Source organism: Streptomyces sp. MA5143a, from assembly GCF_900290235.1.
Taxonomy (GTDB): Bacteria; Actinomycetota; Actinomycetes; order Streptomycetales; family Streptomycetaceae; genus Streptomyces.
The window spans coordinates 48,334-63,871 of record NZ_OLMK01000034.1 but is presented as its reverse complement, the minus strand read 5'-3'; the positions used below and the strand labels follow the sequence as shown (position 1 = coordinate 63,871).

The window sequence follows — 15,538 nt, the reverse complement described above, 5'->3', positions numbered from 1 at the left end:
GCGGGTGTTCACACCGACTGGGCCCTGTCAGTGACGTGTCCAGTTCGAAGGAGACCGGAAGCCGAGGAGCGTCGTGGCAGCCGCAGGTCCACGAGCACAGGGACATGCCGGTCCGAGCATGCAGGATGTCGCGAAGGCGGCGGGCGTCTCGCTCGGAACGGTTTCCAACGTCCTGAACCATCCGGCCAAGGTCAGCCCCGTGACCGCGCAGCGCGTGCGTGAGGCCATAAGCCGGCTGGGTTTCGTGCGCAACGACGCGGCCCGCTCATTGGCCTCGGGGTCCAACGACAGTGTCGGCATGGTGCTCGCGGACATCGAGAACTCGCTGTTCATCGACATGGCGCACGGCGCGCAGGAGGCTGCCCGCACGGCCGGCCTCAACCTGCTGCTCGCGAACACGGCGTGCGACATGGGACTCCAGAACGACTACCTGGACGTGTTCGACGAGGCCCGGGTGACCGGCGTGCTGCTGGCTCCGATGGAGGACTCCACCGAGGGCATCGCCCGGATGCGCTCGCACGGACGTCAGATCGTGCTCCTCAACTACGCGCCGCGGCCGGGCACGTGCTGCTCGGTGCTGGTCAACAACGAACACGTGGGGTATCTGGCGGCCCGCCACCTCATCGACACGGGCCGCACCAGGCTGGCGTACGTGGTCGCGCACGACGACTACCAGCCCGTGCGTGACCGCCGCAGGGGGGTGCGCGCGGCGGTCGAGGAGACCGGCGGACGTGTGGCGCTGGAGGAGATCGACAGCGCCGGCCTCACCACGGCGCACGGGCACCTGGTCGGCCGGGCGCTCGCCGGACGGGAGCCCGACGACCTGCCGGACGGTCTGGTCGTCGTCACCGACGAGCTGGCCAACGGCATCATCCACGAACTGCACACGGTGGCGGGCACGGACGTGCCCGGCCGGATCGCGATCGTCGGATGCGAGAACAACCGGACAGCCGGATCCGCGGCCGTTCCCCTGACCGCGGTGGACCTGCCGGGGCGGGCGATGGGGCAGGAAGCGATGCGACTGCTGTTGGACGAGGTGGCCTCGGGCGCGCAGCACCGGCATGCGACCGTCGTGCTCGAACCGGAGCTGATCGTCCGGGCCAGCGCGCCGCACTGAGTCGCCCCATCCGTCCCGGCAGAGAACAGGTGCCCCCCGTCTCCGACTCGGGGGGCACCTGTTCTCTGCCGGGACGGGCACATTGCGGTTCGGAAATACCGGCGAATCATTCTTGACATGGTCGCGTAGCGGGCCGTAGGTTCCGGGGCAACATTGAAGCGCTTCAATGCGCTGTGCACCGCGAGGAGCAACCCCGTGCACCACACCCTCAAGCCCCGCAGCCTTGCCGTCCTGGCGACCGCCACCTCCGCCGGTCTTCTGCTGAGCGCCTGCGGCGGCGGTTCGAACACGTCGAGCGGCGGCGCCAAGGAATTCAGCCTCACCATCAACGATGACAACCACATCGTGCAGCAGGAGCTCACCACCCTGAGCAAGGGCGCGTGCAAGACGCAGAACACGGCCCTACCGCTGAAGATCCAGACGCTCCCGATCGGCAACGTCGACCAGAAGGTGCAGCTGCTCGCCGGGCAGAACGCCCTGCCGGTGCAGTTCGCGGCGGGCGGCACCCCGCAGCTCACCAAGACCCTGGACAAGGCCGGCCAGGTCCTCGACCTGGAGAAGACGCTCAAGGACCTCGGTGTCTGGGACGACCTCCAGCCGGCGGCGATCAAGACCGTCGAGAACTTGTACGGCAAGTTCAACGTGATGCCGTACCAGTTCAACATCGAGGGCATCTGGTACAACAAGAAGCTCTTCACCGAGAACGGCGTCGCCACGCCGACCACCTACGACGAACTGGTCGCCGCGGCCAAGAAGTTCAAGGGTGCCGGTGTCACCCCGTTCTCCGCGGACGGCAAGGACGGCTGGCCCCTCACCCGCCTCGTCAGCGGCTACCTCTACCGCGACCTCGGCCCGGACGCCCTCCAGGACGTCGCGGACGGCAAGGCCAAGCTGACCGACCCCGCCTATGTGAAGGCCGCCCAGGCCATCGCCGACCTCGGCAAGGCGGGCTACTTCGGCAAGGGCGTCGGATCGATCGACTACGACACCGCGACCCAGCAGTTCCTCACCGGCAAGGCCGCCATGTTCTACATGGGCAGCTGGGCACTCGGCGACTTCAACGACAAGACCAAGAACAAGATCGGCGCGGACAACGTCGGCTTCATGCCGTTCCCCACGGTCGCGGGCGGCAAGGGCAGCGCGGACCAGATCCCGGCCAACGTCGGTCTGCCGGTCGCCGTCTCCGCCAAGTCCTACGACGCCAAGGTCGGTGCCTGGCTCTCCTGCATCACCAAGAACTACGGCGCCGCTTCCCTGAAGGACCAGGGCACCGTCTCCGGGTTCAAGCCCAACGGCGACACCGGCACCCTTCCCCCGCTCACGCAGACGGTCCAGGACACCATCGGCAAGACCACGACCAGCACCCTGTGGTTCGAGGCGCTGTTCAACACGAAGGCGACGGAGACCAGTCAGACGAACGCCGCGTCGCTCGTCAACGGATCCCTCTCGGCCAAGGACTTCATGCGGAAGATCCAGACCGATCTCGACAACGGCTGATCCCGCCGCACCACCGCCGTCCGCCACACCCTTCGTGAAAGAGCCGTCATGCGTTCAGTTCTGGGAGACCGCCGTGCCATCGCCGTCCTGCTGGGCCCCGCGCTGCTGGTGTACACCCTGGTGATGCTGGTCCCGATGGGCTGGTCCCTCGGGTACACCTTCTTCAAGGGCAACGTGATCGAGGGCTTCACCTTCGGAGGGTTCGGCAACTTCGACAAGCTCTGGAACGACCCGCAGGCGCACTCGGCCCTGTGGTTCACCTTCAAGTACGGACTCGCCGTCAGCGTCGGGCAGGTTCTGTGCGGATATCTCCTCGCCCTGCTCTACGTGTTCGTCCTTCGCAGGTCGTCCGCGACCGTCCGGACGCTGGTGTTCTTCCCGGTGATCCTCCCGACGGTCGCGGTCGCCCTGATGTTCCAGAAGCTCTTCGCCGTCGCCCCGCAGAACGGCCTGGCCAACGCGGCCCTCGAGGGGCTCGGCCTCCACCACGGCGACTGGTTCGCGAGCGCCGGCGGCTCCTTCGTCGTCCTCGTCGTCATGGACGTGTGGCGCTCCATGGGCTTCTACGGCGTCCTGATCTTCGCCGGGCTCCTCGACATCCCCGAGGAGACGCTCGAGTCGGCACGGCTGGACGGCGCCACCGGCTGGCGGCTGATCCGGCACATCGTGCTGCCCCTGTCCGCGCCCGTCCTGCTCTCCTCGATCGTGTTCAGCATCAACGGCACCCTCAAGGTGTTCGACTCGGTCCTCGCCCTGACCAACGGCGGACCGGGCAGCGACACGACCCCCCTGACCCTCTACATGTTCCGCACCGCGTTCTCCTACGGCGACTACGGCTACGGCAGCACCATCGCATCCCTGCTCACCGTCGTCTGCCTCGGCGTCACCCTCATCATCTTCCGCTTCTCGCGACGCGACCTGACCAAGGGCTGAACCCCCATGACCGAGACCCTGACGGCCCCGCCGCGGAAACTCCAGCCCACCTCACGGCCCGCCGGCGTCCGCAAACGCGAGTACGCCCGGCGCCTGACCCGCAACCTGCTCGTCGCCCTGCTGGTGGTCGTCGAGCTGACGCCGCTGGTGTGGCTGCTGCTCAGCTCCTTCAAGACCCAGTCCGAGTTCGTCAACGACCCCGCCTGGTCGCTCCCCGGCACGTGGGACTTCCACAACTACGCCGAGGCGTGGACGACCGGGCACGTCGCCCTCTACGTCCGCAACAGCCTCCTGGCCACGGTTCCCTCGCTCGCCCTCATCATCGTGCTCGGCACCGCTGCGGGATTCGCCCTGGAGGTCATGATCTGGCGCGGACGCCACCAGGTCCTCCTGGTCTTCCTGCTGGGCATCATGGTGCCGAGCCAGATGATCCTGCTGCCACTGTTCCGGGTGTACTTCCAGTCCGGACTGTCCGGCACGTTGTGGCCGCTGATCATCACCTACACCGCGGTCGGCCTCCCGCTCACCGTCTTCATGATGGCCACCTACTTCCGCGCGGTCCCGCGCGAGATGTTCGAGGCCGCCACTCTCGACGGGGCCTCCATGCTCACGGCCTTCTGGCGGATCGGGTTCCCCGTCGTCCGCAACGCCGTCTTCACGGTCGCGCTGGTGCAGTTCTTCTTCATCTGGAACGACCTGCTCATCTCGCTGACCTTCACCACCGACGACGACCTGCGCACCATTCAGGTCGGACTGCTCAACTTCACCGGCCAGTACGGCGAGACGTCCTACGGCCCGCTGTTCGCCGCGATCAGCATCAACGTCGTAGGCGCCCTGGTGCTCTACCTGCTCATCAACCAGCGCATCATCAAGGGTTTGACCGCCGGGGCGGTGAAGGGATGACCCACCGGCCCGTACCGAGCGTGGCCGCTCCGACCGCGGAGCACCACCGGGAGCCGTTCGGCATCGGCGAGTCCTCTCCCCGGCTCTCCTGGAAGACCGCGGCGCCTCCCGGGTGGACTCAGCACGCCTACCAGATCGAGATCGCCCGCCCCGAGGGAACGCACCGCGCGCCCTGGACGACCTCCGAGGCATCCGTCCTCGTCGACTGGCCGGACCGGCCACTGGCATCGCGGGAACCCGCCAGGGTACGCCTCCGGGTCCGCGGAGCCGATGGCGCGGCCTCCGACTGGAGCCCGGCCCTGCACCTGGAGACGGGCCTGTTGGAGCCCACGGACTGGACCGCGCAGGCCATCTCGCCGCAGCGCGGGTCGGTCGAGCGGCGCGACGCGGAGCGGCGTCCACCGCTGCTGCGCAAGGACTTCCAGGCCGGCGCGGAGGTGGAGCGCGCCCGGCTGTACGTCACCGCCCACGGCCTGTACGAGATCGAGATCAACGGCCGCCGCGTCGGCGACCACACGCTCGCCCCCGGCTGGACCAGCTATCACCACCGGCTGCGCTACCAGACCCACGACGTCACCGAGCACCTGCGCGTCGGCGACAACGCCATCGGCGCCTGGCTGGCCGACGGCTGGTACCGCGGCCGCCTCGGTTTCGGCGGCGGCCATGCCGACCTCTACGGCGACCGCGTCGCTCTCCTCGCGCAGTTGGAGATCCTCCACCGCGACGGAACCGTCACCGTCATCGGCACCGACAGCTCGTGGCGGGCCGGCCGGGGACCCATCCTCTCCTCGGGACTGCTCGACGGCGAGACGTACGACGCACGGCAGGAACGGTCCGGCTGGTCGAGCCCCGGATTCGACGACGGCGACTGGGCAGCGGTGGACGTCGTCACGCGGGACCCGGCGACACTGGTCGCGCCCACCGGACCGCCGGTGCGCTGCACCGAGGAGATCGCGCCGGTGCTGGTGACCGCTCTGGACGGCGACCGGCTCCTGGTGGACTTCGGACAGAACCTCGTCGGGAGAGTCCGCGTCACGGTCTCCGGCCCGGCCGGGCACACGGTGGTCATCCGCCATGCCGAGGTGCTCCAGGACGGCGAGCTGTGCGTACGCCCGCTGCGCGACGCGATCTCCACCGACCGGTACGTGCTGCGGGGCGGGGGCCCGGAAACCTGGGAGCCGCGTTTCACCCTCCACGGCTTCCGCTACGCGGAGATCACCGGCTGGCGGGGCGGCGACCCCCGTCGCGACATCGTCGCCCGCGTCCACCACACCGACATGGCGAGGACCGGCTGGTTCGAGTGCTCCAACGAGCAGGTCAACCGCCTGCACCAGAACGTGGTGTGGAGCCTGCGCGGCAACTTCGTCGACCTGCCCACCGACTGCCCGCAGCGCGACGAACGGCTCGGCTGGACCGGCGACATCCAGATCTTCGCCCCCACCGCCGCCTTCCTGTACGACTGCCACGGCATGCTCGCTTCCTGGTTGCGGGACGTCGCCATGGAACAGCACGCCGACGGGACCGTGCCCTGGTACGTCCCCGAGATCCCCGGCGGTGAACAGTGGACCCCGGCCAGACCGGGCGCCGGCTGGGGCGACGTCGTGGCACTGACGCCGTGGGACCTGTACCGGGCCTCGGGCGACGCCGGACTCCTCGCCGCGCAGTATGCCTGCGCACGGCGCTGGGTCGACCTCGTCACCGAGCTCGCCGACGAGTCGGGCCTGTGGAACCGCGGGTACCAACTCGGCGACTGGCTCGACCCGTTCGCACCCCCCGAGGACCCGGGAGCGGGGCGCACCGACCGGCACCTCATCGCCACGGCGTACTACGCCTGGTCCCTCCGTCATGTGGCCTGGACCGCCGGTGTCCTGGGGCGCGAGGACGAACGCCGCCGCTACGAGGTACTCGCGGACCGGGTCCGGCAGGCCTTCGTCGCCGAGTACGCCCGACCCGGCGGCCTGATGTCCAGCGACACCCAGACCGCCTACGCCGTCGCCCTCCAGTTCGACCTCCTCCCCGACGCGGCGACCCGGGCCGCTGCCGGGCGGCGGCTGGCCGACCTGGTCGCGACGGGCGGGCACACCATCCAGACCGGTTTCATCGGCACCCCGCTGGTGGCACCCGCCCTGAGCGCCACCGGCCACGACGACAGCGCCTACGCCCTGCTCCTCCAGCAGGAGTGCCCCTCATGGCTCTACGCGCTCAAGCACGACGCCACGACCGTCTGGGAACGCTGGGACAGCATGCTGCCCGACGGCACCGTCAATCCGGGCGAGATGACCTCGTTCAACCACTACGCCCTGGGCGCCGTCGCCCAGTGGCTGCACACCACCGTCGCGGGACTCGATGCGAGCGCGCCCGGTTATCGGGAGGTCGTCTTCCGCCCCCGTCCGGGTGGCGGCATCAGCTGGGCGAGCGCCGCCCACGAGTCGCCGTACGGGCGCGTGGCGATCCGATGGGAGCTCGGACGGACGGAGCTCACCGTGCGGACGACGGTGCCCACCGGCGCGACCGGACGCATCGAGTGGCCCGACGGAGGCGTGACCTTCCTGCCGACCGGGACCACGAGCACGCGTCGGCACCACCTTGGCTCCGACCCCGACACGACCCACTGAGCCACAGCGACACGAAGGAGTCTCGCGTGACCGGACATGACACCGAACCGCCCCGCCCCGCCATACGCGGCAGGGCCCGACGCCCCGCCCTCGCATCGATCCTGGTGGCACTGCTCACCCTCCTGGGCCCGGTCACCGCCGGGCCCGCGCAGGCACTCAGCGGTGACCTGCGCATGCACGACCCCAGCCTCATCAAGGTGGGCAGCTGCTACTACGGCTTCTCCACCGGTTTCGAGAACGACCCGCTCAACCCCAGCGGATCCATCACCGTGCGCAAGACGTGCGCCGGCACCGCGGCGTCCGGGTGGACGAAGGTCGGCAACGTCTGGTCGTCGACGCCGTCCTGGATCACCGCCAAGCTCGGCTCGACCCCGCCGAACATCTGGGCCCCCGACATCAAGTACTTCAACGGCAAGTACCACTTGTACTACGCCGGTTCACTCTGGGGTTCCGCCTACGCGGTGATGGGTCTGGCCACCGCCACCGACATCGAGGGCCCCTGGACCGACCAGGGCATGGTCACGGACGTCAACTACCCGATCGACCCCAACGTCGACTGGGGACCCGACGGCCGGCTGTACATCACCTGGGGCTCCTTCACCGGCCCCGGCACCTACATGCACGTCCTGGACGAGGCCACCGGCAAACTGTCGACCACCGACAACAACCTCTGGCACCTCGCCGTCGGCATCGAGAACCCCACGATCATCCTCAACGGCGGCTACTACTACCTCTTCGGCTCCAAGGGGCTGTGCTGCAGCGGAACCAACAGCAACTACTACACGGTGGTCGGGCGGTCCACCAGCATCACCGGCCCGTACCTCGACCAGAGCGGCGTCAACATGCTCTCGAACGGCGGAACCACCGTCCTCACCGGAGCCCGCCCCAAGGTGGCGGCCGGTGGCGCGGACGCCTACGACGACGGCGCCTCCAAGTTCCTCGCCTACCACTACTACGACGCCGACAACGCCGGACGGGAGACGCTCGACATCCGTCAGGTGACCTTCGCGAACGGCTGGCCCGTCCTCGCGGGCCCGCTCGGGGCCGCGAACAACCACCTCCTCAACCGCAACGCCGACAAATGCGCCGACGTCTGGTTCGCGAGCACGGCCGACGAGGCATCGGTGAACTCGGGGAACTGCAACTCCGGTACCAACCAGCAATGGGTCCCCACCGCCGTCGGCTCCGACTACCGGCTCGTCAACGTCAACAGCGGCAAGTGCCTGCAGATCGCCGGCGCCGCCACCGCCAACGGCGCCGCGGCCGTTCAGTCGACCTGCACCGGAGCCTCGCACCAGCTGTGGAGGAAGACCGCCGTGATCGGCGGCTACGTCACCTACACCAACGTCAACAGCGGCAAGTGCCTGCAAGTCGCCGGAGCATCCACCGCCAATGGGGCGGCCCTGGAACAGTCCACCTGCAACACCGGTGTCAACCAGCAGTGGATGGTCGTCTGACACGTGAATGACCCCTGTGTCGCCGGGCGTGAGGAGCACCTTCTCCTCACGCCCGGCGACGCATCGTGAGGAAACGCCCTCTCAGGGTCGACGCCGATGATCAACTGTCATGACTACTCCCATCGGGGTCGATTCGAACCGGCTGAATGCCGAGAGCCCTGCGAAGCGCCCGGAACCGGACCGTCCACATGTGGCGGGCCACTTCCGCGTCGGGTGCGTAGTGCTCCGCAGCGTGGTAGACGCCGGGGTAGACGTGTAGCTCTGTGGTGACACCTGCGGCGAGGAGCCGCTGCGCCAGGGCGAGGTCCTCGTCCCGGAAGACATCGGCGGTTCCGACGTCGATGAACGTGGGCGGCAAGCCGGCCAGGTCCTCCGCGTGCAGCGGAGCGGCATATCCGTCGGGCTCCTGCCCGGCGAGGAACCACTCCCAGGCCTCGACGTTGGTCCCTCGGTCCCACACCCCGATCTCCGTGACCTCGTGAGCCGACGGTGTGGTGTTGCGGTGGTCGACCATCGGATAGAGGGCCATGACATAGGAGAGTGCGGGTCCTGCGAGGTCTCTCGCCTTGAGGGCAGTGGCAAGGGCCAGGTTGCCGCCCGCGCTTCCCCCGAAGACCGCCAACCGTCCTGGGTCGAAGTTCAGGGATGTCGCGTGGTTGCTCATCCAGCTGAGGGCGGCGTAGCAGTCGTCGACCTGTGCCGGGTGCGGATGTTCGGGCGCCTTGCGGTAGCCGGTGGAGACGACGAGTACCCCGAGTTCCTCGCAGATCTTCACGGCCGCTCCGTGCTCGAAGTCGATGTCACCGAGGCACATCCCGCCGCCGTGGATGAAGAACACCGCGGGCGAGGCCGGCTCAAGCCGCCTGGGCCGGTAGATGCGAACGGGTACGTCTGCGCACCCCACCGGACCTGGCACCCGAACGTCCTCGGTGGAGCATGTCTGGGCTGCCTTGACCACCTCGGCCATCTCGGCCGCATGCGTGGCATCGATACGCCTACGCTCCGCCAGGTCCTCGATGGCACACACCCCACCGGGGAAGTTCTCGAGGAGCTCTTCCAACGGTGCCCGTAGCTCAGGATCGAGGCTGTCGTGCTGACTGACCTTCACTGCGGCCCCCTGTCGGTTGCGCAATTCTCAATGGCACAACGCGATGACGACGCCCGGTCGGGAGGCTCGGCGGTGATCTCGCCGGGGGGCGATGCCATAACGACTCCTCGGTTTGAAAGGCTTTCAAAATGGGCCTCGCGCCAATGTGGGGCTCCCCGTGGCTAGAGTCAAGAGGTGACCAGACAAAACCTCAGGCGACGCCGCCGACTCGAGCGTCCGCGCGAGCGGGTCATGGAGGAGGCGTGGGCGCTGCTCGTCGAGCGCGGCCTGGCTGACCTGAGCCTCTCCGAGCTCGGGCGGCGCCTGGACACGAGCGCCGGTCACCTCTCCTACTACTTCGGCAGTAAGAGCGGGCTGCTCCTGGAGCTGCTCCGCTGGAGCGAGGGCGAACTGGCGGAGCAGCGGGCACTTCTGCTGGAGTCCGACAGCTCGGCCGAGGAGCGGCTGCACAGCCTGTGCATGCTCAACTTCCCTCGTGCCGCCGGTGACCCCCGCTGGCTGCTCTGGGTCGAGCTGTGGCCGCGGGTGATGCGCGAGCCCGCCCTGCGCGAGGCTCAGCTCGAGTTCGACGCCGCCTGGCGCGCTGATATCGCCCGGATCCTCGGCGAGCTGACCGACGAAGTCGACACGCTCACCCAGCGAGTGGTCGCCCTCATGGAAGGGCTGAGCGTGGCCCTGCTGACGGGCGACAGCACGCTCACCGTCGAACAGGCGTGGCGGCACGTGAAGGCACTGCTGCCCGCCACCGATCAGGACACGCAGCGGAATACCCGGCGCTGACCCGAGCACACCCGACCACGAGCGGGTGACCTGCCTGTCGGGCACGGTCACCAGCACCTTCCGCTCTGTCTCCCTCTGGGGGGATGATGCTGAACGGTCGACCAGCCGTGCGAGCCGACAGCCATCCGAGGTGACCTCACATGACCGTGACCCGACCCGAAGGCGTGGGCGCCCCGCACCGGGGCGACCCCGGACTCTTCGGGCCCGACTCGGTGACCTGGCAGACGCACGGCGATCCCATGATGTGGATCGCCGGGGTCCGCGCCCTCTACCTCCAGGCCCTGCACCCCCGGGCGGTACGCGGCGTCATGCAGAACTCCGACTTCCGCAAGGACGCCTGGGGCCGGCTGCTGCGCACGGCGGACTTCGTCGGCACCGTCTCGTACGGCACCACGGACGCCGCCGAGCGGGCCGCCGCCCGCGTCCGGAAGATCCACAGCATGCTCACCGCCACCGACCCGCACACGGGGGAGCGGTACGGCGTCGACGAACCCGGACTGCTGCTGTGGGTGCACTGCGCCGAGATCGACTCCTATGTGCACATCCTGCTCCGCTCCGGCTTCCCCCTCGGCGAGAAGGCCGCCGACCGGTACGTGGCCGAACACCGCGTCAGCGCCCGCCTGGTAGGACTCGACCCGGCCGACGCGCCCGGCAGTCGCGCCGAGTTGACCGCGTACTTCGAACGGGTCCGCTCCGAACTGGCCGCCGGACCGGAGGCACGCGACGTGGACGACTTCCTGCGCCGCCCGCCCACCCACCCGTTGCTCGTACCGGCACGCGAAGCGCTCTGGCGGCGCGTGGCCGACCTCGCGTACGCCTCCCTGCCGCCGTACGCCCACGAGTTGTACGGCAGACCGGCCCCCGCGCCGGCGGTCGTCACCCGCCGCCTGCGGCGCGCCGGCACCCTGCTGCGCCGCGTTCCCGCACGTCTGCGCTGGCAGCTCCCGCCCAAGCACATCCTGAAGGCGATGGCGCGGCTCGGTCCCGACACCCGCCCGGCACCGTACAAAGTCATGAGATAGGTCGCCATACTGGACATCGGACACGTCAGGGGAGGGCGGGTCCGTACGGACGGGGGCGATCGTTGGCGATGACGGACACCACGCTGATCCAGGGCCGGTACCGGCTGCTCGATCTGATCGGGCGTGGCGGCATGGGCGAGGTCTGGCGTGCCAGAGACGAGTCACTGGACCGCCAGGTCGCGGTCAAGTGCCTCAAACCCGTCAACACCCGGCCGGACCAGTCCGTCGTCAGTGTGCTCCGCGAGCGGTTCCGGCGGGAGGCGCGCGTCGCCGCCGGACTCCAGCACCGGGGAGTGACCGTCGTCCATGACTTCGGCGAGTCCGACGGAGTGCTGTTCCTCGTGATGGAACTGCTGGAGGGCCGCAACCTCAGCCAGCTCCTGGAGGACAACAAACACCATCCGCTGCCCGTCGCCGATGTCGTCGAGGTGGCCGGACAGGTGGCCTCCGCCCTCGCCTACACCCACCGGCGGGGCATCGTGCACCGCGACCTGAAACCCGCCAACATCATGCGGCTCACCGACGGCACGGTGAAGATCTGCGACTTCGGGATCGCCCGCCTCGGCCGCGACGTCACCTTCACCTCCCGCCTCACCGGCACCGGCATCGCGATGGGCACCCCCCACTACATGTCGCCGGAACAGATCAGCGGCGGCCAGGTCGACCGGCGCAGCGACCTGTACTCGTTCGGCTGCGTCCTCTACGAGATCGCCACCGGGGTACCGCCGTTCGACCTGGACGACCCCTGGGCGGTCCTCATGGGCCACCGCGACACCGTGCCCCTGCCCCCGCGCAGCCACCGCGAGGACCTCCCCGCGTACCTGGAGCGGCTCATCCTGGACCTGCTGGCCAAGCAGCCGGAGGCCCGCCCCCAGGACGCCCGCGAGCTGGGCCGCCGCATCGACGAGGGCCGGACGACGCCGGCTCCGGCACCCTCGGGCGGCCCCGGCCGCGCCCCTACGCCCGACACCACGCCCGACCCCGTACCCGTGACCCCGCGGCCCCCGGCCCGCCCCGAGCCGGCCGCGGCGCGCGAGCCCCGGCTGCCGTCCTGGACCCAGGGCATGACCACCGGCCACAAGGCCACCGGCACCGGACTGCGCCTCACCCCGCCGGACGCCTCCGCCGGTCTCACCGGTGAGTGGATCGCCCGCCCTGCCGCCGTACGCTCCGAGGAACCCGTACGCACCGAACGGCCCACCCCCTCACCGGCGTTGATCGCCACCCTGGCCGGGCGGCACAACGCGGGCCTGAGCCTGGGCCGCCTCGGCCGCTGGACGGAGGCCGGGGAGGTGCACCGGGCGGTCGCCGCCGAACGGGAGCACGCCCTCGGAGCGGACCACCCCGACACCCTGGCCAGCCGCTACGAGGTCGGCTTCACCCTGAGCCGCACCGGCCGCCCCGCCGACGCGCTGCGCGAGTTCGCCCATGTCGCCCACGCCCGCGAGCGGTTCCTCGGCGCCGACCACCCCGACACGCTCGCCGCCCGGCAGGAGATGGCGTACGTCCTCGGCCAGCTGGGCCGCCACCAGGAGGCCCACCAGGCGTACGCGTCCGTGCTCGCCACCCGGGAGCGCCTCGCCGGCCCCGACCATCCGGACACCCTGCGCTGCCGCCACAACCTCGCCTTCACCCTCAGCAGGCTCGGCCTGCTGGAGGACGCGTACCGCACGGCGAGCGAGGTCGCCGCCGCCCGCACCCGCGTCCTCGGCGCCAACCACCCCGACACCCTCGTCACCCGCTTCGAGGTCGCCTGGGCGCTCGGCCAGCTGGGCCGCTGGCCCGAGGCGCTCCAGACCTACGAGGAGGTCGCCGAGGCCCGCTCCCAGGCCCTCGGCCCCGACCACCCCGACACCCTCGCCGCCCGCCACGAGGTCGGCATCAGCCTCGGCAGGCTCGGCCACAGCACCCGGGCCCTGCCCCTCTACCGCGCCCTCGTCGACGACCGCGCCCGGGTCCACGGCCCCGACCATCCCGAGACGCTGCGCGCCCGCCACGGCCTCGGCGTCAACCTCGGCCGGCTCGGCCGCTGGGAGGAGGCCCTTGCCGAGTCCCGCGACGTGTGCGCCCTGCGCGAGCGCGTCCTCGGCCCCGACCATCCCGACACCCTGGTCAGCCGCCGTGAGGTCGCCGTCGGCCTCGGCTGGCTCGGGCGCTGGGCCGACGCCCTCACCGAGTACCGGGGCGTCGCCGACGCCCGCGAACGGATCCTCGGCGCCGACCACCCCGACGCCCTCGCCAGCCGCAACGACGAGGCCCACTGCCTGGAGCAACTCGGCCGGGGCCCGGAAGCGGTGCGGCTGTACCGCAGGGTGGCGGCCCTACGGCAGCAGCGGGCACTCGGCGGCGCCTGACCCCCAGGCGCGCCGGCGTTGGTCCACCTGCCCCGGCCCCCTGGCCGACCCCGATCGACGCGTGTTACCAAGAGCCATGCCTGCCACCCCCGCCCCAGATGCGCACCCCGGCCGCCCCGGACCCCGACCCCACGACTCCTACGACGCGGTGATCGTCGGAGGCGGCCACAACGGCCTGGTCGCCGCCGCCTACCTGGCCCGCGCCGGGCGGTCCGTGCTGGTCCTGGAGCGGCTCGGGCACACGGGCGGCGCCGCCGTCTCCACCCGCCCCTTCACCGGGGTCGACGCCCGCCTGTCGCGGTACTCCTACCTGGTCAGCCTGTTGCCCAAGAAGATCGTCCGGGACCTCGACCTCGACTTCCGCGTCCGGGGCCGCACGATCTCCTCGTACACCCCCGTCGAACGCGACGGCCGCCCCACCGGTCTGCTGGTCGGCGGCGGCGAGCGCCGCACCCGGGAGGCGTTCGCACGACTGACCGGTTCGGGGCGCGAGTACGAGTCCTGGCAGCGCTTCTACGGCATGACGGGCCATGTCGCCGAACGCGTCTTCCCCACTCTCACCGAGCCGCTGCCCACCAGGGGCGAGCTACGGGCCCGCATCGACGACGAGGACGCCTGGCGGGCCCTCTTCGAGGAGCCGATCGGCGTCGCCGTGGAGTCGGCCTTCCACGACGACCTGGTGCGCGGCGTCGTCCTCACCGACGCCCTGATCGGCACCTTCGCGGACGCCCACGACCCCACCCTCAGCCAGAACCGCTGCTTCCTCTACCACGTGATCGGCGGCGGCACCGGAGCCTGGGACGTCCCCGTCGGGGGCATGGGCGCCCTCACGGACGCCCTCGCCGCCACCGCCCGCGCGGCCGGAGCGGTCCTCGCCACCGGCCACGAGGTACGGAACATCGCGACCGACGGCCGGTCCGCCGAGATCACCTACCGGACACCGGACGGCGAAGGCACCGTCGCCGCCCGGCACGTCCTGGTCAACGCCTCACCCCGGGAACTCGCGAAGCTGACCGGCGACACGCCGCCGGCGCCCGCCGAGGGCGCACAGCTCAAGGTGAACATGCTGCTCAAGCGGCTCCCGAGGCTCCGGGACGGGTCCGTCGACCCGCGCGAGGCGTTCTCCGGCACGTTCCACATCGCCGAGGGCTACGACCAGCTGGCGGCCTCCTACGCGCAGGCCGCCGCGGGCCGGCTCCCCGAGGCACCGCCCTCCGAGATCTACTGCCACTCCCTCACCGACCCGACGATCCTCGGCCCGGACCTGGTCGAGCAGGGCTACCAGACGCTCACCCTGTTCGGGCTGCACACCCCCGCGAGGCTGTTCGAGGCCGACAACGACGCCGTGCGCGAGGAACTCCTGAAGTCGACCCTCGCCCAGCTCGACGCCCATCTCGCCGAGCCCCTCGCCGACTGCCTCGCCACCGACGCCGACGGCCGCCCCTGCATCGAGGCCAGGACCCCCCTCGACCTGGAACGCGACCTCGGTCTGCCCGGCGGCAACATCTTCCACCGCGCCCTCGCCTGGCCCCACACCCACGAGGACACCGGACGCTGGGGCGTGGAGACCCGCCACCCGAACGTGCTCCTGTGCGGCGCGGGCGCCGTACGCGGCGGCGGGGTCAGCGGGGTGCCGGGACACAACGCGGCGATGGCCGTGCTGGAGGCCCTCGACGGCCCGTCCTGACCCGTGGACGACCTCCGCTCTCGATCGCGCATTCCGGCCGGGCGGGCGACGCTGTAGGTACCTTC

11 protein-coding genes are annotated in these 15,538 nt (G+C 70.4%); 10 read left to right on the top strand and 1 reads right to left on the bottom strand.

Annotated features, from left to right (window positions below):
- Positions 1-118 precede the first annotated feature (118 nt).
- The 6 genes from SMA5143A_RS16840 to SMA5143A_RS16815 all read left to right on the top strand — a co-directional run bounded on the left by SMA5143A_RS16840 (position 119) and on the right by SMA5143A_RS16815 (position 8,522).
- Positions 119-1,117 carry a LacI family DNA-binding transcriptional regulator gene (locus tag SMA5143A_RS16840; protein ID WP_107463733.1) on the top strand — a complete coding sequence of 333 codons (999 nt, stop codon included), beginning with the start codon at positions 119-121 and terminating at the stop codon, positions 1,115-1,117.
- A 195-nt stretch (positions 1,118-1,312) separates the two neighbouring features.
- Positions 1,313-2,614: an ABC transporter substrate-binding protein gene (locus SMA5143A_RS16835; RefSeq protein ID WP_107463732.1), complete on the top strand. Its 1,302-nt coding sequence runs from the start codon at positions 1,313-1,315 to the stop codon at positions 2,612-2,614.
- Between the two features lie 48 nt (positions 2,615-2,662).
- A complete protein-coding gene (locus SMA5143A_RS16830; protein ID WP_107463731.1) occupies positions 2,663-3,547 on the top strand; it encodes a carbohydrate ABC transporter permease in 885 nt (294 codons plus the stop codon).
- Between the two features lie 6 nt (positions 3,548-3,553).
- Positions 3,554-4,450, top strand: a complete 897-nt coding sequence (locus tag SMA5143A_RS16825; protein ID WP_107463730.1) for a carbohydrate ABC transporter permease — start codon at positions 3,554-3,556, stop codon at positions 4,448-4,450.
- On the top strand, positions 4,447-7,065 hold the full coding sequence (locus SMA5143A_RS16820) for an alpha-L-rhamnosidase (RefSeq protein ID WP_107463729.1): 2,619 nt from the start codon (positions 4,447-4,449) through the stop codon (positions 7,063-7,065). The genes SMA5143A_RS16825 and SMA5143A_RS16820 overlap by 4 nt, the downstream gene beginning before the upstream one ends.
- Positions 7,066-7,091: 26 nt before the next feature.
- Positions 7,092-8,522 carry a family 43 glycosylhydrolase gene (locus tag SMA5143A_RS16815; protein ID WP_258193566.1) on the top strand — a complete coding sequence of 477 codons (1,431 nt, stop codon included), beginning with the start codon at positions 7,092-7,094 and terminating at the stop codon, positions 8,520-8,522.
- Positions 8,523-8,622: 100 nt separating this feature from the next.
- Here SMA5143A_RS16815 and SMA5143A_RS16810 read toward each other — a convergent pair whose 3' ends face one another.
- Positions 8,623-9,654 carry an alpha/beta hydrolase gene (locus SMA5143A_RS16810; protein WP_258193565.1) on the bottom strand — a complete coding sequence of 344 codons (1,032 nt, stop codon included), beginning with the start codon at positions 9,652-9,654 and terminating at the stop codon, positions 8,623-8,625.
- Between the two features lie 150 nt (positions 9,655-9,804).
- Between SMA5143A_RS16810 and SMA5143A_RS16805 the strand changes: the two genes are divergently transcribed.
- From SMA5143A_RS16805 to SMA5143A_RS16790, 4 genes are all read left to right on the top strand, one after another.
- Complete coding sequence (locus SMA5143A_RS16805) at positions 9,805-10,410, top strand: TetR/AcrR family transcriptional regulator (RefSeq protein ID WP_258193564.1); 606 nt, start codon at positions 9,805-9,807, stop codon at positions 10,408-10,410.
- Between the two features lie 140 nt (positions 10,411-10,550).
- Positions 10,551-11,432: an oxygenase MpaB family protein gene (locus tag SMA5143A_RS16800; RefSeq protein WP_107463726.1), complete on the top strand. Its 882-nt coding sequence runs from the start codon at positions 10,551-10,553 to the stop codon at positions 11,430-11,432.
- Positions 11,433-11,500: 68 nt separating this feature from the next.
- A complete protein-coding gene (locus tag SMA5143A_RS16795; protein ID WP_107463725.1) occupies positions 11,501-13,786 on the top strand; it encodes a serine/threonine-protein kinase in 2,286 nt (761 codons plus the stop codon).
- 76 nt (positions 13,787-13,862) lie between these two features.
- Positions 13,863-15,473: a phytoene desaturase family protein gene (locus SMA5143A_RS16790; protein WP_107463724.1), complete on the top strand. Its 1,611-nt coding sequence runs from the start codon at positions 13,863-13,865 to the stop codon at positions 15,471-15,473.
- Positions 15,474-15,538 lie beyond the last annotated feature (65 nt).